The 22,068-nt window shown below is 42.6% G+C and carries 15 protein-coding genes; all 15 read left to right on the plus strand.

What is annotated here, in order from left to right:
• Window positions 1-18 precede the first annotated feature (18 nt).
• Window positions 19-1,548 (plus strand): RagB/SusD family nutrient uptake outer membrane protein, encoded by a 1,530-nt coding sequence (locus J2W55_RS04805; RefSeq protein ID WP_310092553.1) that lies wholly within the window; start codon window positions 19-21, stop codon window positions 1,546-1,548.
• Between the two features lie 31 nt (window positions 1,549-1,579).
• A complete protein-coding gene (locus J2W55_RS04810; protein WP_310092555.1) occupies window positions 1,580-1,759 on the plus strand; it encodes a hypothetical protein in 180 nt (59 codons plus the stop codon).
• Window positions 1,756-2,568 (plus strand): DUF4350 domain-containing protein, encoded by an 813-nt coding sequence (locus J2W55_RS04815; protein WP_310092557.1) that lies wholly within the window; start codon window positions 1,756-1,758, stop codon window positions 2,566-2,568. The genes J2W55_RS04810 and J2W55_RS04815 overlap by 4 nt, the downstream gene beginning before the upstream one ends.
• Window positions 2,569-2,615: 47 nt before the next feature.
• Window positions 2,616-3,152 (plus strand): RNA polymerase sigma factor, encoded by a 537-nt coding sequence (locus tag J2W55_RS04820; protein ID WP_310092559.1) that lies wholly within the window; start codon window positions 2,616-2,618, stop codon window positions 3,150-3,152.
• Window positions 3,153-3,267: 115 nt separating this feature from the next.
• The gene (locus J2W55_RS04825; protein WP_310092561.1) at window positions 3,268-4,146 is read left to right on the plus strand and encodes a FecR family protein; all 879 of its coding nucleotides are present in this window, start codon (window positions 3,268-3,270) and stop codon (window positions 4,144-4,146) included.
• Window positions 4,147-4,270: 124 nt separating this feature from the next.
• Entirely contained in the window at window positions 4,271-7,681 is a 3,411-nt protein-coding gene (locus J2W55_RS04830) for a SusC/RagA family TonB-linked outer membrane protein (protein WP_310092563.1), read from the plus strand.
• An 11-nt stretch (window positions 7,682-7,692) separates the two neighbouring features.
• Entirely contained in the window at window positions 7,693-9,402 is a 1,710-nt protein-coding gene (locus tag J2W55_RS04835; protein ID WP_310092565.1) for a RagB/SusD family nutrient uptake outer membrane protein, read from the plus strand.
• Between the two features lie 59 nt (window positions 9,403-9,461).
• Window positions 9,462-10,748: a PQQ-dependent sugar dehydrogenase gene (locus tag J2W55_RS04840; protein WP_310092567.1), complete on the plus strand. Its 1,287-nt coding sequence runs from the start codon at window positions 9,462-9,464 to the stop codon at window positions 10,746-10,748.
• 7 nt (window positions 10,749-10,755) lie between these two features.
• Window positions 10,756-11,196, plus strand: coding sequence for a c-type cytochrome (locus J2W55_RS04845; RefSeq protein ID WP_310092570.1), 441 nt, complete (start codon window positions 10,756-10,758; stop codon window positions 11,194-11,196).
• Window positions 11,197-11,231: 35 nt separating this feature from the next.
• A complete protein-coding gene (locus J2W55_RS04850; protein WP_310092572.1) occupies window positions 11,232-12,449 on the plus strand; it encodes a glycoside hydrolase family 88/105 protein in 1,218 nt (405 codons plus the stop codon).
• Between the two features lie 2 nt (window positions 12,450-12,451).
• Window positions 12,452-14,053 (plus strand): glycoside hydrolase family 28 protein, encoded by a 1,602-nt coding sequence (locus J2W55_RS04855; protein WP_310092574.1) that lies wholly within the window; start codon window positions 12,452-12,454, stop codon window positions 14,051-14,053.
• Between the two features lie 29 nt (window positions 14,054-14,082).
• Window positions 14,083-16,140: a hypothetical protein gene (locus tag J2W55_RS04860; protein ID WP_310092576.1), complete on the plus strand. Its 2,058-nt coding sequence runs from the start codon at window positions 14,083-14,085 to the stop codon at window positions 16,138-16,140.
• Window positions 16,141-16,169: 29 nt separating this feature from the next.
• Window positions 16,170-17,012, plus strand: coding sequence for an SMP-30/gluconolactonase/LRE family protein (locus tag J2W55_RS04865; protein WP_310092578.1), 843 nt, complete (start codon window positions 16,170-16,172; stop codon window positions 17,010-17,012).
• Between the two features lies 1 nt (window position 17,013).
• The gene (locus J2W55_RS04870; protein WP_310092580.1) at window positions 17,014-19,593 is read left to right on the plus strand and encodes a glycoside hydrolase family 95 protein; all 2,580 of its coding nucleotides are present in this window, start codon (window positions 17,014-17,016) and stop codon (window positions 19,591-19,593) included.
• 4 nt (window positions 19,594-19,597) lie between these two features.
• A complete protein-coding gene (locus tag J2W55_RS04875) occupies window positions 19,598-21,748 on the plus strand; it encodes a glycoside hydrolase family 31 protein (RefSeq protein ID WP_310092582.1) in 2,151 nt (716 codons plus the stop codon).
• Window positions 21,749-22,068: the final 320 nt, after the last annotated feature.

Below are 22,068 nucleotides of genomic sequence, written 5' to 3' on the forward strand. Positions count from 1 at the left end.
TAATTTATTGAAATGACGATGAAAACAGCGATAAAATATTTGATACTCTTTTTTATGGCCACCTTAATGTTTGCTTGTAAAAAGAATCTTTTAGATCAAAATCCGCCTGCTGATATTGACAGCAAGGTTTTTTGGAAAACAAAAAATGATGCTGATATAGCTTTGGCTGGTATATACAGTTTCTTTATTCAGGGATTTAACTATACTGCGTCTGGTAATACAGGTCAGGGCTTTGGCGCGGGTACTCCATATTGGGAAAGTTTGAGTGATAACGCTTATAGCGGTGCTTATTCCAACATAGCGCAGGGTGCTATTACGCCAACTGTTGGTGGTTTGCAAACAGATGCCTACACTACATCATACAGGGCTATACAGGCATGCAATACTTTTTTAGCCAACGTCCGAAAAATTAATCTGCCTTCAGCTACTTTATATCAATACATAGCTGAAGTTAGGTTTGTAAGGGCCTATTGGTATTTTATGCTTACCCAGTTATATGGTGATGTGGTTTTGTCTACCAATCAAATAACCCTTAACCCGGCCAACAGCCAATTAGGAAGGTCACCAAAATCGGTTGTTACTGATACCATATTAAATGACCTGACGTTTGCAGCCAATAACCTGCCCAATACAGCCTACAGCGGTCACGCCGTAAAAGCAACCGCTTTGGGTTATATGGCGAAGGTGTATTTGTCAAGACATCAATATCAGCTGGCAGCTGCCACAGCCAATACGATCATTACCGATGGTAAATTCAGCATTTACACAGGCGGTTATAAAAACTTGTTTCTGAAACCCGGACAAAACGGCAACCCCGAAATTATCTTCTCCGGCCGTTATCAGGTCCCCACGGCTTTTAGTCCTGCCGATTATTTGTACACCTATAGTTCCAGTTTCCAGCCGTTAAGTTACCTGGTTAATGATTATGAATGTACAGACGGGCAACCTATTACCACATCGCCTTTATACAACCCGGCAAAACCATATGTTAATCGCGACCCCAGGTTACTGGCTACTATATTAACTCCGGGGGTTTTATACAAAGGTGGCATTCCCTTTGTTCCGGCAGATCTTGGCGCCACAGCTGGATTCCTCAATAAAAAAGGTATCGATTCTACCCGTGCAACAGTTATTGGTACGCAAAGCGATCAGGATTGGGTTTATTTAAGATATGCCGATGTTCTGTTGATGTATGCCGAAGCCCAAAACGAAGTTTCGGGCCCTGACGCCAGTGTTTATACCGCTGTTAATGCGGTACGCACGCGCCCGGGTGTAAACATGCCGCCAATACCGGCCGGCCTTTCCCAGGCAGATATGCGCGCGCGGATACGTCATGAGCGAAGAATTGAGCTTGCCCTGGAGGGACAAAGGTACTTTGACCTCAAACGCTGGGGATTAGACAGGGTGATTATACCTACTATTAAGGACCCCAACGCAGCCCAGCGGACATTCCCGCTGCGCGATACCATCTGGCCCGTTCCGCAAACTGAAATTGATATTGCTAAAGCGGTGGGTAATACCGCATTTAAGCAAACACCGGGTTATTGACCTTAATTGACAGTGTTTATCCTAATTATACATGGAAACGATAAAAAGATTAAGACTGGCCATAGGCATGATATTTTTAGCATGTAGCTATAAAAAACAGGCAGTTGTCAATACATCGGCGCTACAGATCAGTAAACGAAACCTGCCTTTGGTACGGAGCACACTCGGTGGCGGCTACAACACTGTAATGAATGTAAAACAAACCTTATGAGAAAGATTATAGCTTACACTTTGTTATTTCTACTTGATTTAATAATAGTACCTGCATTAAAGGCGCAGCAAAAAACGGTTGCTTTAGATTATTATTTTAATAATGAATATCGCAAAGATCCGGCAGGTACATTAAGCAGGTACCACTATACCTGGGAAGATACCAAAAGCAGTGGTTTTTCTATATGGGGAGATGTTTTAAAAAAAAATGGTGCCGGATTATTAAGTATAGAGGGTGAGCCGACTGCCGAAAATTTAAAAGCAGCCGATATCTACATTATTGTTGATCCTGATACTAAAAAAGAAACCGCTGATCCGCATTATATCCAGGCCAAGCATATTAAAGTTATTTCCGACTGGGTAAAACGTGGTGGGGTACTTGTATTAATGGCAAATGACAGTGCCAATGCGGAGTTACCGCATCTAAACAACCTTGCTTCAAAATTTGGTATTCATTTTAATGATGATCTGTACAAACATGTTATCGATAAGGAATTTGAAATGGGGGCTATTTATATACCCCCAGGCCATCCCATATTTAAAACCGCTAAAAAAGTATACCTGAAAGATATTGCCACTCTTAAGTTATCATCACCCGCAAAGCCCGCTTTGATTGATAGTGCTCACGTAATTATCGGTACAACCAAATACGGAAAAGGTTTAGTAGTGGCAGTTGGCGATCCCTGGTTATATAATGAATACACTAACGGACGGCTGCCGGCGGCTATGGCATTTGATAATGACAAAGCAGCCGATGACTTTAGCAAATGGCTGTTGAACCAGGTGCCCGCCAATAAAAATAGAAATTAAACATAGCCGATAAATAGATTAATGATAAGATAGATAAGTACCTGACAATGGTTTCGGAAATTGAATTAATAACATTAATTAAAGCAGGCGATATACGGGCCTTTGACGAGTTCTATAAAAGGAACTGGAGGGTTTTGTATCAAACGGCTTATCGTTCAACCTGCTCCGAAGAGGACGCGAAGGACCTCGTACAAACTGTTTTTATAAATTTATGGAACAACAGGTATAATTTAAACCCTGATGCGTATAACGCTTCCTATCTTTTCAGGATATTAAAGAACAATATCATTAATTTTTACAAACAGGATTTGGCGAGGAAAAAGCGGCTTGAAAATTTATTACACCCCGACCACACGAACCAATATACTAACGAAGATAATCTTATAGCCAAAGAGCTTTCCGTTGTAATTGACGACGAGATAAGGGAGCTGCCCCGCAAAATGCAGGAAGTTTTTATTTTATCGCGGCAGCAAAACCTTTCTGTAAGTGAAATTTCTGAAACCCTTAACATTACTCCCCGTACGGTTAAAAACCAGCTTTCAAATGCATTGAAGATATTACGTACCAAATTAGGTATGTTTTGATAGGTTTTAAAAAAAAGCAAATAAATCTGGTACCTGCGCGCCCGCAGCTTTGTATATACAATATCAAAGCCAAAAACTGTATTAGGCAGTTCATATAAACTTAAAAAACACTACAATGATGCAATGGCGAAAGCCCGTCTCCAAACACAAGGGCGGAGAGGACCATCTTCGGGATGAAGAGGCTATGCGTGCCATAGAGCTTGAAATGCTTCATAATATCCATAAAGAAATTTTTGGCAGGTGGCATTTTATAAGAACCTCTGCAGCAAAATACACTATGGCCGCCTCCGTATTGCTCATGTGTTGTTCCGCACTTTTTTATAAGAAATTAACTGCCGGTAATGAAAGTGAGTGGCTTGTAGTAAGTACAAAGAAAGGCAATATCAAAACCATACAGCTTCCTGATGGATCAACGGTTTGGTTAAACTCAGGCTCCGCCATAAAATTCCCGGAACATTTTGCCAAAACGCGCGAGATAGAATTGATCAATGGCGAAGCTTATTTTGATGTAAAGCATAATGATCAGTCGCCATTTATAGTTCATTATGGCTCATTACATGCACGGGTATTGGGAACGGCATTCAACGTAAAATTTTATAAAAATATAAATGACGTAAGGTTATCAGTTACCAGGGGACGCGTTGAAGTGGGTAATAAAGCCAAAAGCTTTGGTGTGCTTACCCTTGATAAGGAAATTATTTATGATCAGAAAGTAAATACGCATTTGATCAGGACAATTGATGCAGAGAAAGTAGCGGCCTGGAAATCAAATGAGATCAATTTATACAGCGTCCCGTTTGATGAGCTGGTAATGCGGCTGGAGAACACTTATAACGTTCACATAAATTATGACCATAACAAAATAGATCATCTAATAACAACTATCCATTTTTCAAACTATAACACTTTACAATATGTGTTGGAAATTATTAAGACTATCCACCATTTGGATTATGTTTTAAAAGGAAAGGAGGTTTATCTGAAAAAAGAATAAACCCCTAAGCAATATCCCAGGCAAGATACCGGGGATATTGATCAGAGTGTACCATGAATTATTGGCAGGTTCCAAGCTAATCCAATAATCCATTATAGTTTTTAATGAAAAAAACCTTGTAAAGATGATAAAAAAACCAACTAAATTATTTACTTTTTTTAAGAAGGTATTGATGATCGTTATTATTGGTTCCCTGGCATTTAGCCAACCATTACAAGCGAAAGAAGCGGAAGATCAGGTTTCTGATAATCCGGTTAAAATTTCGTTTGGTAGCGAATCATTGCAGAGCTCTATAGATAAGCTCGAAAAACAATCAAACGTTAAATTCTCCTACAATCCGGCCGATCTGAAAGGATATATCACGGCTCCGCATAAATTTCAAAACGAACCCCTGGGCAAAATCTTGAATTATCTGTTTGCAAAAACTCATCTGTCTTTTAAAGAAATAAATTCCGGCATCGTTATTTACGATAAAACAGCATCCTCAAAAACGAGCCTGCTTACAGACAAAACAGAGGTTCAAAATATAAATACTGAATCTGCCGACGATATTACCGTTACAGGTAAAGTATCAGATTCAGATGGCCCTTTACCCGGAGTTTCTGTTACAATTGACGGTAGCACAAAAGGGGTAGTTACCAATACCAATGGTAATTACACACTTAAAGCAGCACCTGATGCAACACTTGTTTTTTCGTCGGTTGGCTATAAAACCCAAAAAGTACCTGTTAACAATCAGAAGGTTATTAATGTAACTATGATATCTGACCTTAAATCGTTGAACGATGTAGTGGTGGTGGGTTATGGTGTTCAGAAAAAATCAGATGTAACAGGTTCAATTGTGTCTGTCAATGAACAGGCGCTTCGCGATATTCCGGCTGCAAATATTGGTCAGGCATTGCAGGGACAGGCTGCGGGTGTTGATATTCAAAAAAGTAACGGTAACAGTCATCCGGGTGCATCTCCATCTATTTTGATCAGGGGAACCAGGTCTAAAAATGCTTCAAACGCTCCTTTGATTGTTGTTGATGGTCTCCCTTTTAACGGAAGTCTTAATGATATAAATCCCGATGATATCACATCTTTAGAAGTATTGAAAGATGCCTCTTCAACCGCAATTTACGGTTCAAGGGGTGCCAATGGTGTTTTATTGGTTTCAACCCGTCGTGGAAAAAAAGGTGGTGCAACTATAAGTTATAGTGGTTATGCGGGTTTTAATAAACCGCTAGGGCATTATTACGTTATGAACGGACCTCAGTTTACAAACCTGAAAAAGTGGGGTCTTATTAATGGCAATCCGGGTAAATATACCGGGATTGATGATCCTGCCTTTTTAACGGATGGCTCTTTTGCACCGCAGGAAGTAGCGTCAATAAAAAGTGGGCGCAGTACCGACTGGCAAAACCTCATCTATAAAACCGGCTTTGTAACAGATCATCAGTTAGGTGTTTCAGGCGGGAACGATTTAACGCAATATGCTATCTCAGGTGGTTATTATAACGAAACTGGCATTTATTTTGGTCAGTCATTTGTACGTTATTCCATTAAACTGAGCATTGATCAGCAATTAGGCAAAAATGTTAAAATAGGTTTAAGCAGTTTAAATAACTTAAGCTATACCAACGGCGAAAATGCAAACCCGCTTGGTCAGGCGTTAAGGGCCAGCCCGCTCTCAACACCTTATGATGACGCTACCGGCAAACTGGTTGGTTTTACGGCCGGAAGCGCAAACCAGGTATGGAACCCGCTTGCCAATTTTGTTCCGGGTGCGGTTGTGGAAACACGTAAAAGGTTCGGCACTTTTACTACTGCATATGCAGATGTTACCCTTGCTCCGGGGCTAAAATACAGATTTAACGGCGGCGCAGAAATACGTCCTGATATTTATGGTAACTATTATGCAGGCGCTACTACCAATAACCTGGGCGGTGCATCAACAGCAAATAACCAAAGTACTTACAGTTATAATTACACGCTTGAAAACATCTTGACTTACGATAGAGTATTTGCTCAAAAACACCATATCAATTTTACAGGTCTTTACAGTTTACAGGAAAGCCAGTCGCAGTCAAACTCATTTAGTTATAATAATATATTGTCTGACGGTGTTCAGTATTTTAATCCGCAATATGGCTCAAATTTAAGTGGTACAGGGTCCTATTCAAAATGGGATATCATATCCTACATGGCAAGGGTAAATTATGGATATGCTAATAAATACCTGCTTACCTTAACTATGCGTTCAGATGGTTCATCGCGTTTGGCGCCGGGCAACAAATATCATGTGTTCCCTTCGGCGGCGGCGGCGTGGAATGTTAACCAGGAAAATTTTTTAAAGGACTCACATGTGTTATCAAATCTTAAATTAAGATTAAGCTATGGTACAGTTGGTAATACAGCTATTGACCCCTACCAAACCCTTGGAGCGTTATCATCAGTTAATTATAACTTTGGCTCTACAAACCTAACCGGTGCCTATCCAACAAACGTACCCAACCCCAATCTTACCTGGGAATATACCTCCACCTTAAATGCCGGTATCGACTTTGGATTTTTTGAGGGACGTATCACCGGTGCGGTTGATGCCTATCACCAATATACGCGGTCGTTACTGTTGCCATTGTCTTTACCGCCAACATCAGGTATTCCCAATAGTATTTTAACCAACGTGGGCCAAACACAAAATAAAGGTATTGAAATAAGCTTAAGTACTATTAATATACCCGGTAATGGCAGGAACAGCTTTAGCTGGTCAACCAGTTTTAATATAGCCTTTAACAGGGGCAAGGTAACCAAACTATCAAACGGAGTTACCCAGGATATCACGAATAACTTATTTGTAGGCCAACCGCTTGGAGCCATATTTGATTATAAAAAAATCGGGATCTGGCAAAACACTGCCGCTGATACCGCTCAGGCCAAAAGTTTAGGATTGACCACCACTGGTACAGGATCTGTAATAGGTACTATTAAAGTGGAAGATGTAAATAAAGATGGAAAGATCAATGCCAGCGACAGGATAATAGTTGGATCCGATCAGCCAAAATTTACGGGTGGATTCACTAACCGCATCAGCTACAAGGGATTTGATTTTACCGTAGTTGGTGTTTATAGGGTTGGTGGTTTAATAACCTCCAGGCTATTTCAAAGTGGTGGTTTTGTCAATACCTTCCAGGGCAATTATAATAATTTGAACGAAGATTACTGGACACCAACCAATCATCAGAATTATTATCCTAAGCCAAATTCAGCATCAACCAATACACCTTACTCTTCGTTACTGAGTTATTTTGACGGCACTTTCCTTAAAATAAGGAGCATGACTTTGGGATATTATATGCCTGAATCAATAACAAAACGTATTAAAACAAGATCATTGAGGATATATGCAACGATGCAGAACCCATTTATACTTTTTTCCCCGTACCGCAATACCTTTCATGGGCTTGATCCCGAAACAGCGGGATCCGGAGGCTTGAGCATTGATACTCCTCCTACCAAGTCAGTTACATTCGGTATTAATATGACACTTTAAATTGAAATAAGATGAAAAGGATATCTATATACTTATACACCTGTTTGTTTTTAGGTTTGATAACTGCTGCTTGTAAAAAAACACTGGTAGAAAATCCAAAATCAACCCTTACTCCGGCTTTTTTCTCTACAAGCCAGGGCTTTCAGGCGGGGCTTACCGCAGCTTATGCCGGGTTCAGGACTATCTGGGGTCCTGATAGTTATTTCGAAATGACCGTACCCGGTACCGATGAGTTTATTGCCGGTAATGATGGTAATAACGGCCTGGTAAAATATAACAGTAACTTTAACACCGCCGATGGCATAGTTGCTGGGATCTGGAAAAATTGCTACACCTATATTAATACTTGTAACGGGTTGATCAATAACGTCCCCGCCGGTGTTGATGCCACAACGGCAGCAGGTATGGTTGCCGAAGCTAAGTTTCTACGGGCAAATTACTACTTTATATTGGTGCAGTCCTGGGGCGATGTGACCTTGAATAAAAACCTTCAGGCAACTCCAACAACCTCTGCTACGCGGGCAAAGATGGCTGATGTGTATGCTTTTATCATTCAGGATTTGAACGATGCTATAGCTGTCCTTCCGGCAGGCCCGTTAACCAGCGGTGTGCTTCCGGGGAAGGCCACAAAAGCTGCGGCTATGCACATGCTGGCAAAAGTTTATTTAACAAGAGCTGGTTCATCGGCCAAACAATCAGACGACTATAAAAACGCTTATGCTACCGCGATTGATTTAATCACTAATGTTGCCCCTGCTGCAGGCTTAAGGCTGCAGCAGGATTTTGCAAGTGTATATGCAGAAGGAAATGAAGCTAACAGCGAAGTATTATGGACGGTACAGCACACGCCAACATTGGCTTATAATGGGTCGCCCACACAAAATAACAGTGGACCTGATAATTTGCTGTGCCATTTGTTTGCACCTAAATATGAAGTTCAGCCAGGTATGCAACGCAGCACACTTTATGGCCGGCCTTATATACGGGTGGTTCCTACGCATTGGCTTACTGATACCGTATTTAGTGAAAGGGTGAACGACCAGCGTTATAAAAAAACATTTCAAACCGTGTGGTTATGCAACAACGCAGCTTCTATACCTAACTGGCCTAATCCTTTACCAGCCGGCGCCCCTGCGGGTGCCCAGCCCGGCGCGCCTAAATTTGCGGTTGGTGATACAGCGATATGGATGCCCGGCTATGAAATGACCGCGGCACAAATTGCCGGGTATCGCTACCAGGTTATCCCGCCAAGTAAATATAGCATTGCGCTGTCGCCCACTATGATCAAATATTTTGATACCAAGCGTCCCGACCAAAATTCACCCTCCAGCAGGCCAATCATTATATACAGGTTAGCAGAAACCTATTTAATTGCCGCCGAAGCATTGTATATGGACGGGCGCGCGGGTGATGCAGTGCAGTATATAAACAAGGTGCGTGAAAGGGCGGCCTATCCATCGGGTAATCCGGCAGCAATGGATATTACTGCCGATAAACTTACATTGGATTTTATTTTGGATGAACGGTCAAGGGAATTATGTGGCGAACAAATGCGGTGGACGGATCTGGTTCGGACAGGTAAATTGCTGGAACGTGTAAAGCTGCATAATACCGATGGAAAGGGTAATATAAAGCCCTTTCATGTATTACGACCGATCCCTCAAACACAGATCGATGCAACAATTACCGGTACTCCGTATACTCAAAACCCTGGTTGGTAAACCAGGGTTATTTAAAATGCCATTTTGTATTTACAATCTAAAAGCGACAATGAAATATCATGAAAAACAACTTTAACAAATACATAGTGCTTTTGGCCGGGTTGGCAGTGAGTATAATGCTATATTCTTTAAAAACAGATTCTGAAGTAGTGCCGGATGCCGACAATGCCGGCTTAAAACTGTTGGATGGTTTTGGTGCTTTAAAAGTGGCCGAAACAGCAGCAAAGGCCCGGCATTTAGTAGTTACGCCACAGGGCGACATCTACGTAAAACTGGCCCGGCCCAATAAAGAGGGCAAAAGCATTTTAGTATTTCATGAAGCTCCCAATGGCAAGGCCGAACTTAAAACAAGTTTTGGTAACTATGGTGGTACTGAGGTTTACTTAAAAAACGGATATCTGTACGCTTCTTCAAATACCGAAGTATTCAGGTATAAAGTGAATGACAAAAATGAAGTGATTAGCCCTGATCAGCCCGAAAAATTAATAACAGGATTAAAGGCGGGCCGCCAGCACGAAACTAAATCATTTACGCTTGATAACGACGGCAATATTTATGTAAACATAGGTGCCTGGTTCAACTCGTGTCAGGAAAAAGACCGCGGTTTGCATTCGCCGGGGATACCGGGCTGCCCTATATTGGATTCCATGGGAGGGGTATGGCAGTTTAAAGCCGATAAGTTAAACCAAACCTACGGTGACGGTGTAAGATATGCAACCGGACTAAGGAACATGGTAGGGATGGACTGGAACCAGGAGGTTAATCAGCTTTTTGTAATGCAGCACGGCCGGGACAACCTCAACAGCTCATGGCCTGAATTATATACATCCAAACAATCTGCCGAATTGCCTGCGGAATGTTTATATGCATTAAAAAAAGGAGATAATGCGGGCTGGCCATATATGTATTATGACCAGCTACAGCATAAAAAGATACAAGCGCCTGAGTATGGCGGCGATGGAAAAAAAGAAGCAGATACAAAGTTTATAGATCCGGCAGCGGCTTATCCGGGCCACATGGCTCCTAACGCTTTGCTTTTTTACACCGGTAACCAATTCCCCGCAAAATATAAGAACGGGGCCTTTATTGCTTTTCATGGCTCATGGAACCGCGCCCCCGAACCGCAAGCCGGATATTTTGTGGTTTTTCAACCATTCAAAAACGGAAAGCCTGACGGTAACTGGGAAGTATTTGCAGATGGTTTTTCCGGCTCGCCCGAAAAAACGGCTGCCGGCCGCGCAGATCATCGCCCTTGCGGTTTGGCCCAGGGGGCGGATGGTTCGCTGTATGTTACCGATGATTCAAAAGGAACTATTTACCGTATTATCTACACCAAAAAACAATAGCCAAAAAATGCAAAAACACCTGATAGCCATTTTTCTTATTTTTTGCTGTATTACATTAATGGGCCAGGTTAAAACCAAATCCCGGGCCCGCCCGCAACCGAGCGTAGCACCCTCAGCTGTAAGCGGTAAAGGCATATATGAAAAATATTGCTTAACCTGCCACCAGGCCGATGGAGGAGGAGTGCCTAATATGAACCCTCCGTTAATTAAAACCTCCTATGTGTTGGGTGATAGGTCTCGCCTTATAAAAGTTGTACTTAATGGATTTTCGGAAAGTGTTGATATTGATGGCGAATCATATTCCAATGTAATGCCCGCACACGATTTTTTGAAAGACCAGGAAATTGCCGCGGTTTTAACCTATGTCAGAAAAAATTTTACCAATAAAACAACGGCTATCAGTACCGCGCAGGTAAAAGCGGTAAGGGCAATTAACAGAAAAAAGTAAGCCATATTTAACTTAACCAAACTAAATAACAAATTATGAAATCATTTTTAAGCTTGTTCCTTATTGCCTGCTCAGCCACCGTATTCGGGCAGGGTACCAGTACCGAAGAAGTGATCCGCCGGGTTGCTGATAATGTAATTCAAAACACCTCGTTCAAATTTATAAATACAAATACTAAGGAAAAATATGATTCAACTAAAGGCCTGGCATCTTCGCCAGATATTAAGGCCGATAGTAAGTACAATAAATGGATGTATGTAAATGGTGTATTGACTATCGGCATGATGCAAACCGCCAATGTGCTTAATGATAAAAAGTATTCCGATTACTCCCTTCACAATTTTTCATTCATTTTTGATAACCTGGGTTATTTCGAAGCGCTTCGGAAAAATAAAGCACCTAAAGTGGAATATGGAGCAGTATTTAATATTAGTAACCTGGATGCCTGCGGTGCCATGTCGGCCGGGTTATTTGATGTTGACGTGCTGGCAAACAGGAAAGATTACAAAGCCTACTTAAACAGATCTGCCGATTATATTTTAACCAAGCAGTTGCGTTTACCCGACGGTACACTTTCGCGCCCAAATCCGCGTAACATGACCCTTTGGGCTGATGATATGTTTATGAGCATCCCGTTTTTAGCGCGCATGGGTAAACTTACCGGCGACAGCAAATATTTTGATGACGCTATTAAACAGGTAGAGAATTTTAATAAGTATCTTTATGATCCTACTACCGGTCTTTTCTTTCACAACTATTATTCTGACGATCAAACCAATGGTGTTGGGCATTGGGGGCGCAGCAACGGCTGGATAGCTATGGCACAGGTAGAACTGCTGAATAATTTACCCGCAAATCATCCAAAACGTCCGGAATTGATCAGGTTATTGTTAAGGCAAATAGTTGGTTATTCCCGTTACCAGGATCAAACTGGCTTATGGCACCAGTTATTGGACAAACCCGACTCATACCTTGAAACATCAGTTACCGCTATGTACACTTATGCTGTAGCCAGGGCGGTTAATCAGGGCTGGATCAATGAAAAATATATAGCCATAGCACAGGAAGGCTGGAAGGGCTTAACTTCAAAAATTACCGCCGACGGCCAATTGCAGGATGTGTGTATAGGTACCAATATGGATACTGCCATCAAGTTTTATTACACACGACCAACCGAATTGAATGATACTCATGGGATCGGTGCTTTATTACTGGCCGGAGCCGAAGTGCTTAAAGCGGAAAGGAAAAAATAACCATGTGCAAATCAGTCAGGTTATTGTTGGTTGCTGTTTTGGTTTCAATATGTCATTTAGGTTTGTTTGCTGCCGATGTGGATATTACTGCTTGCGGGGCAGTGGGCAACGGCACAACTTTAAATACCAATGCCATTCAAAAAGCTATTGATGTTTGTTATAAAAGCGGCGGTGGGCGAGTGATTATCCCGGCAGGAATTTTTTTAACCGGCACAATTGCTTTGAATGACAATATTACCCTGCTATTAAAAAAAGGCGCTGTGCTATTGGGCAGCACCGATGTTAACGATTATAAGAATCTTGATCCGTTTGTAGACGGCCTTGGCATTAGTGTGGGTTGGGCGTTGGTTGTGGCTATCGATAAAAAGAATATAATTATTGAAGGCGAAGGTATTATTGACGGCCAGGGATCAAAATTAAAAGCACAGCAAATATTAACTGACACTCGCCCGGAATCCCAACGCTGGGGCCGGCGGCCTTTTTTATTGCGTGTTGTACGTTGTCAAAACGTTTCAGTACAGGGCGTTACCTTAAATTATTCAGCGGCCTGGACCTCGCATTATTTTCAATGCAAACAGGTAAATATCGCGAATGTAAAAATTGTAAGCCATGGGGTAGCACACAACGACGGCATGGACATAGACGGCTGCCAGGATGTTACCATTAAAAATTGTGATGTGGTAAGCGGCGATGATGCACTGTGTTTTAAAACAACATCAAGTAAAATGGCCTGCAAAGATATTGTTATATCAGGCTTGCGGTTAAAAAGCGGTCAGGGCGCTATCAAGATAGGAACAGAATCAATGGCGGCATTTGAGAATATAAAAATATCCGATTGTTATATCTACGACACGGCCAATGGCGGCATCAAGCTGCTTTCGGTTGATGGGGCGCACATCAGGAATATCGATATTCACGATATCACCATGGTAGAGGTAAAAACCCCAATGCTTATTCGATTAGGAGCGAGATTGAGCGTGTTCCGTAAAGATCAGGATACGCAGCAGCCTGTGGGGACATTGGAGAACGTGACTATAAAAAATGTAAAGGCAAAAGCAGCCGATAATGCGCAGCTTATGCCGCCATCTGGAGTATTAATAACTGGTATCCCTGGTCATAATATCAAGAACCTGACTTTAGAGAACATTGAAATAAACCTGGCGGGTGGTGGAAGCAGCGAAAATGCCCGGCAAGTTGTGCCTGAGGCTATTGATAAATATCCCGAGGTAAAAACATTTGGTCCGCTGGTGCCGGCGTATGGCGTTTGGGCCAGGCATGTGGACGGATTAAAGATCAATAATTTAAAGATTACCCTAAGCCACAATGATCAGAGGCCTGCCTTTATTTGCGAGGATGGTAAAAATATTGAATTGAATACCTGGACAATTCCGGAAACTACCGGTGCTCAGGCTGTGATCCGATTAGAAAATGTTGCAAGGGCGTATATAAAAAATAACACAGTAACCGGCTCTGCGGGTGCATTTGTTCGTGTAGAAGGCGATGGAAGCAGCGGGGTGCATATATTGAAAAATAAAATTCCCGGTATACAAAAGAAGGTTGAGTTATCTGCCGGCCTGAAAGCCAATACTGCTGTTTTAAATTAAGCGGCGATAAATTGATAATTAGCGATAGCATGAAGACAAATACATACAAAATATTTTTAGGCTTCCTGGTTTTTTTGTTACCGAGCATGGTGTATGCCCAGCAGGATGCCTTACCCGCGCAAACAAACCGCTGGGCCATTCAGCCTGATGGAAGCATTAAATGGATCATAAATGGAAGGCTTCCCCACACAGATCATATCGAGATGTCGGGCGAAAAAGTATCGGTTTGGGTGCTATATGGATTAGATAGCGCCGGGAGTTCCACTGTTTCACGAACGGTGGTATTTCCTACTTTCAGGATGCTGCCCGATGGTACCCGCAGCCATATTGATTATACTTTTCAGGATAATGAGCTGCCACGGTTTTTCGTCAATAACCGTCGGCTAAAAACTGACCTGGCTGCCGGAAAAAAATCTGGTGATCTTTCCTATAACATCAAAAGCATCAGTCATAAAGGCATTATGCGGATAGATGCCACAGCAGGTAACCCGGCGGTGGTTAAAATTGAACGGAGCATTTTTCCGTCGGTTGACAAGCCTATGGCCATTGAAAAATTTGTATTCAGGAATATCACCGATAAACCTGCCATCATTTCTATGGAATACCTGAAACGCGAGGTGAGGACGGATAGCTTAAAAAGCAAAGGCGGGCCGCATAGCGTTATTATGGGATCTGTAAATGATGGCAGCCAAACAGTGCAGCCGGGTGGTGAGGCAACTTTCGCAGTCTACTACAGGGCAACAGATTTTCCGGACCAGCCTTTTACCATTAATGCCGATGCTGAGGAAAAAGCCCGAGAAAAGCGCATAAATATTATTTTAACACCGCTTCAATTAAAAACACCGGATACTTTGTTAAATACCGCATTCGCTTTCGCCAAGATCAGGGGAACGGAGAGTATCTATAAAACAAAGGTTGGCTACCTGCATGGTCCCGGCGGTTTGGCTTATTATGCTGCTATATGGGCTAATGACCAGGCCGAATATATAAGTCCGTTCTTTGCATTTTCAGGCGATAGCATAGGCAATCTTTCGGCTATGAACTGTTATCGCTTGTTTGCCAGATATATGAATCCGGAGTATAAGCCCATACCCAGCTCCATAGTAGCCGAAGGCGATGCCGTTTGGAAAGGTGCCGGCGATCGGGGCGACCAGGCCATGATAGCTTACGGCGCCTCCCGCTATGCATTGGCCTATGGTCAGCCCGATTCGGCAAAAAAACTATGGCCGCTGATAACCTGGTGCCTTGAATATAGTCACCGTAAATTGAATGATCAAGGTGTGGTTAATTCAGATCATGATGAACTGGAAGGGCGGTTCCCGTCGGGTAAAGCCAATCTTTCCACTAACAGTTTGTATTATGATGCGCTTATATCCGCGGCTTATCTCGGCAAGCAACTGCATCAGCCCAAAGCACTAACCGACGGGTATTTAAAACAGGCGGCTGAACTTAAAAGCAATATTGAAAAATATTTTGGAGCAACCATCGACGGTTTTAACACTTACAAGTATTATGAAACCAATGATGTATTGCGTGCCTGGATCTGCCTGCCGCTTGCCATGGGCATTTTCGACAGGAGCGAAGGGACTATTAATGCACTGTTTTCACCCAAATTATGGACGGCTGATGGATTAGCGACTCAAGCGGGTAAAGAAACCTTCTGGGACCGATCAACCCTGTATGCTCTTCGTGGTGTATTGCAGGCAGGTGAAACCGGGAAAGCATTAGACTACCTGCGCTATTATTCGCGCAGGAGGCTCCTGGGAGAGCATGTACCTTATCCCGTTGAGGCTTATCCCGAAGGAAACCAACGGCACCTGTCGGCCGAAAGCGGCCTTTATTGCAGGATATTTACCGAGGGACTGTTTGGCATGCGCCCAACCGGTTTTAAAAGCTTTGATTGTACGCCCCGCTTACCAAACGGATGGGATCAGATGGCTTTGAATAATATCCATTCATTCGGGCACATTTTTGATCTTAAAATATCACGTCAAAGCAAAGGCAAGCTGCTTATTACTATTGCTGAAGGCAGCAAAATAACTAAATACAAAATAAACGATGGTAGCACACAGCCGATGATGTTATAAATAATGTGCTCATATAAAATTTTACCAGTATGAACAAATTTTCAAAACACTTCTTGTCTGTTTTAATGTCATTTGCCATTTATAGCGGCTTGGCGCAAACACACAAGCTGGAAAAACTATGGGAAACTGATACCATAGTAAGAGTACCCGAATCTGTTTTGCCCGATTTTAAAAAAGGGATACTATATGTATCGGAAATTGATGGCAACCCTAATGCAGTTGATGGTAAAGGCGGTGTCGCTAAAATTACCGTTGACGGAAAGATCATCGATCTTGATTTTACAACAGGTTTAAATGCACCGAAAGGCCTCGGGCGCTTTGGCAATGAGTTATATGCAGCTGATCTGTCAGAGGTTGCAGTTATTGATATCAATACGGGTAAGATCAAAAGCAAGATCGCTGTTGATAGCGCGAAGGCCCTGAATGATATTACAGTGGATGCCAAGGGGATAGTGTATGTATCTGACAGTAAAACAAAAAAAATACATCGCATTGAAAATGGAAAGGTAAGCACGTTTTTAACAAACGTAGCCGGCGTTAATGGCCTTAAAGCCGTAGGCGATGAGCTTTTTATATTGGGCGGACAAAAATTCATGAAGGCAGACAGCCGCGGAAATTTAACGCAAATAGCTATGCTCAGTTGCGGAGGTGATGGATTAGAGCCCGTTGGTAATGGCGATTTTTTAATCACCTGCTGGGCAGGTCATATTTTTTATGTAACTGCAGACGGTAAAATAGAAACCCTGCTGGATACCCAGGAGAAAAAAGTGAACACCGCTGACCTTGCCTATGACAACATAAAGCATATTTTATATGTGCCTACATTTTGGGGTAATAAAGTAATGGCTTATAAATTAATAACTACCAAATAGCATGGGATTTTATAAAATACATTTCTTAAAAAAATGCCTTATTGTGGCATGCGTGGTAGGTACAAGCCTTGCAGCTGCTCAGACACCTGATAATGATACTTATTTAAAATTGTGGTACACAAAGCCTGCTGCGGCCTGGGAGGAGGCGCTGCCTTTAGGCAATGCCACAACCGGGGCCATGGTATTTGGCGGTGTAAACCATGAGCGCTATCAGCTTAATGATCATAATCTTTGGTCGGGTTTCCCTGAATCAGGAAATAACCCTCAAGGCCCTGAATATTTACCGCAGGTACGGAAAGCCATATTTGATAACGATTTTGACAAGGCTGCCGATTTATGGAAAAAGCATTTACAAGGACCCTACACTGCCAGGTATCTGCCACTGGGCGACCTGCTCCTTAACTTTAACCTGAAAGACAGCACTCATTATTACCGCGACCTGAATTTAAATAATGCGGTTTCAACAGTAAGGTTTGAAGCCGGTGGCGTGCATTACCTGCGCGAAACATTTATCAGCTATCCTGATAAAGTAATGGTGATGCGCATTACTGCCGATAAAAAAGATGCTATTAATTTTACTGTCCGTTTGCAAAGTAAGCTACGTTTTAAGGTGGCAAATAATGGCAACAACGCATTGGTTTTAAAAGGCAAAGCCCCAAGCTATGTAGCCAATCGTGAATACGAACCGCGGCAGGTAATTTATGATGAGCCCAAAGGCGAGGGTATGAATTTTCAGATTGATCTGAAAATAAAGAATACAGGTGGGCGGCTATCCACGGGTGATAACGCATTGCAGGTAACAGGTGCCAGTGAGGTAACTATTTACTTAACTGAGACCACCAGTTTTAACGGATTTAATAAATCGCCGGGTTTGCAAGGTAAGGATCCGGCTGTTGAAGCAGATAGCCGCCTGCTGGCCGCATCGAAAAAAACATATGAACAACTTAAACAACGGCATATTGTTGATTATCAGCGTTTGTTTAAACGGGTTGATCTTAATTTGGGTGTTGATGCCGGGATGATAAAGCAACCTACTGATGAACGGCTCCGAAATTTCAGCGTGACCAATCCCGATAAACAATTACAAACCCTGTATTATCAGTACGGGCGTTATTTGTTGATAGCCAGCTCAAGGCCTGGCAGCGCGCCTGCCAATTTACAGGGTATCTGGAACGACCAGGTATCACCTCCCTGGGGCAGTAATTACACCACCAATATCAATACAGAAATGAATTACTGGCTGGCCGAAAATACTAACCTTTCAGAATGTCACCAGCCCTTGTTTGATTTTTTGAAACAACTCCGCGTAAATGGTGCTATTACAGCTAAGGAAAATTATAATATTGACGAAGGCTGGGTTGAACACCACAATAGCGATATATGGGCCAAAACTTCAACAGTTGGCGGTTTTGATCATGACCCTAAAAGCTCGGTAAGATGGTCGGCGTGGCCGATGGGTGGTGCCTGGATGAGCCTTCATTTATATGATCATTACCTTTTTACCGGTGATAAGGAATTTTTAAACAAAACCGCTTATCCTATTATGAAAGGTGCTGCGCAATTTATGCTGCACTGGCTGGTGATAGATCCTAAAACGGGATACCTGGTAACCAATCCATCTACATCACCGGAGAATACCATAAAGATCAATGGTAAAGAGCACCTGGTGAGCATGGCTTCTACCATGGATATGTCCATCATCCGCGAGTTATTTCAGAGTTGTATCAGCAGCGCACAAGTATTGGGTACCGACAAAGTTTTTGCCGCGAAAGTAAAAGCCGCCTATGATAAACTTTACCCTTTTCATATTGGTAAACATGGCCAGCTACAGGAGTGGTTTCAGGATTGGGATGACCCGGCCGATACACATCGCCATATATCGCATTTGTTCAGTTTATTCCCGGGCAGACAGATCTCTGTATTCAACACCCCCGAGTTGGCGGCCGCGGCAAAACAGTCAATGATATACAGGGGAGATGTAAGCACAGGTTGGTCAATGGCCTGGAAGGTAAACTGGTGGTCGCGCATGCATGATGGCAACCATGCTTATAAAATATTAGGTGCAGCGTTTAACTATATGGACCCGCTTCAGAAAAAAGAACAGATGAGCGGCGGGGGCACTTATCCTAATTTGTTTGACGCGCATCCCCCTTTTCAGATTGATGGCAATTTTGGAGGCACGGCGGGCATGACCGAAATGCTGCTGCAAAGCCAAAATGGCGAAATAGAATTGTTACCGGCCCTGCCCGATGCCTGGGCCGATGGCAATATTAAAGGAATTAAGGCGCGCGGAAATTTTGAGGTGGCCATTGACTGGAAAAAGGGGAAGTTAAGTAAAGCCCGTATTCTGTCAAACATGGGAGGTAATTGCAGGTTACGCACACCAATACCTGTAAAGGTGCTGGAAGCGGGCAGCAGAACTGCTGTTGGTGTAAATAAAAATACGTTGAACGCGCCGCCTGTGACACCCGTTTATCAAAAAGCCGATAATGCCGGGCTGACCGAGATATCTTTTAACAAAGGTTATGTAATTGACTTTATTACCCAAAAGGGAAAAACCTATACCATTATACCCAAGTAATACAATGAGAGTTTCAAAATACTTTTTACTTTTTTGTTTGTTTTTAAGTTTTGTCACAAAGCTTAACGCGCAATCTATAAACTGGACAGAAATAGAGCCCGGAATATGGAAAGGCGTAATAGGGAAGCCCGAAGAGTTTGATTTGCTAAAAGCAGCAGGGGTACAGCCTTATCACGCAGGATTACAGCAAATGCCTAAAGTGGGTTTCCCCTTAGTGCAGGAAGAAATTACCGCTCATGTGCAGGATGGTAAAACTTACCTTAGTTTTCCCTTACAAAAAAAAGAACAATTGTTTGGGTTCGGTTTAAATTTCCAGACCGTGTTTCAGCGCGGAAAAGTGCTCACATTGCATGTTGACAATTATGCAGGTAAAGATAACGGCCGTACCCATGCGCCTACGCCGTTTTATGTATCATCAAATGGTTATGGTGTATTTATTAATTCGGCCAGATATATCAATGTGTACGCGGGTACAGCAGTAAGGCGTGACAGTAAAGTACCTCCGGAGGTAAAAGACCGAAATTTGGATAAAACATGGAGCTCCCACCCATATTCTGATGCTGTAGAGATGCTGGTACCCGCAGCAGGTGCGGAGATCTATATATTTGCGGGCCCTACCACCCTTGATGCTATACGGCGTTATAACTTGTTAAATGGAGGCGGCTGCCTGCCACCGCGCTGGGGCCTTGGTTTTACCCAACGCATGCAACGCTTAACCGATGCGCAGGGCGTTGCTGCCGAAGCACAGGCGTTTGAAGAAAAAGGTTACCCCCTGGATTTTATTGGTCTGGAACCCGGGTGGCAAAGCAAATCATATCCATGCACCTTTGAGTGGGACAAAAGCCGGTTTCCCGATCCCGAAGCAATGGTACAAGGCATGTTGAAAAAGAATGTAAGGATCAATTTATGGACCAATCCATATGTATCGCCCGAGGCGCCTGTTTATAAAGATATTTTACCCTATAGCGCTTCCCATACTGTTTGGAATGGTATTGTGCCTGACATCAGCATGCCCGCGGCCCGAAAGATATTTTTTGGCAACCTGGAAAAGGGAAAAATAGATATTGGGATCAGCGGGTATAAAATGGATGAGGTTGACGGCGGCGATAACTATTTATGGCCTGATGTAGCTGTTTTTCCATCGGGTCATGATGCCGAGCAAATGCGGCAAACATACGGACTAATGATGCAGCGTTACACCAGTGAAATTTATCATCAGCGGAACCAGCGTACTTTTGGGCTGGTGCGTGCCTCAAACGGAGGTGGCTCATCATTCCCCTATGTGATCTATAACGATTATTATGATCATCGTGATTTTATAACAGCGTTGGTAAACAGCGGTTTCGCGGGTGTGCTATGGACGCCGGAAGTACGATCGTCCAAAACCGGCGAAGAATGGCTGCGCAGGTTTCAGTCAAATGTATTCTCGCCGATGGCCATGATCAATGCATGGGCAAGCGGCACCAAGCCATGGTCATTTCCAGAAGTTGCCGAACAGGTGAAAACCATGGCCAATTTGCGTATGCAAATGATGCCATACTGGTATAGTGAGTTTGCCAAATACCATTTTGAAGGCATTCCGCCGTTCAGGGCAATGTATCTGGAAGACGGTTTTGCCGGAAGCGAAACCAAAACCGAGAACAAAAAGTTAAATCTGGAGGAGAACCCTTATGAAGAAGCTATAACCAAAGAAGTTAAAGATCAGTATATGGCTGGCGAATTTTTATTAGTTGCGCCCATGTTTGCAGGCCAAACCAGCAGAAAAGTGATATTACCAAAAGGCAGATGGTTTGATTTTTATACCGGGAAGTATGCGGGGAATGGTGAAGTGATCAGCGTTGAGCCGGGTTTGGATAAAATACCTGTTTATGTAAAAGATGGGGGTATTATACCTATGATGCCAATAATGCTGCACGCCCCCAAAGCCGGGCAAAAGGTTAATATTGAAATAAGATATTACGGCGATAAACCAGGTACTTATTCGTTATATGATGATGATGGCGAAACATACGATTATGAAAAAGGCAATTACACTTTCCGTAAGATTTCGGTAAGCAAGACGAATGGTAAATTAAAGAGCGGTATAACACCTGTACTAAAGGGTAAACCGGACAATATTGGTAAGGTAACCTTCAGAATAATGACAGGGCAATAAATTACGCTTATGCTGAAATAAAAAGAGACTTTCCCAATCAGGAAAGTCTCTTTTTAATAAGGTCAGTCAAACCGTTAACATACCACCACATATGGTAGTTGTTATACGTATCTTAAAATATTTAGATGTGTTTTTTTAATAAATTCCTTTAAAATAATATACTATATTATTGAATAATGAAATGAAAGACTTAAAACTGGATAATAAAGTCCATTCTTCATGATAGTTACGAGATAAGTTGTTTGTTATATCCCGGGTTTCCTGCTGAAGTATTATTGCTAAAAGGATAAGAAAAAGAATGGAAGTTTTAAGAGGGACTT

The sequence above is a fragment of the Mucilaginibacter pocheonensis genome (assembly GCF_031456535.1).
GTDB lineage: Bacteria > Bacteroidota > Bacteroidia > Sphingobacteriales > Sphingobacteriaceae > Mucilaginibacter > Mucilaginibacter pocheonensis.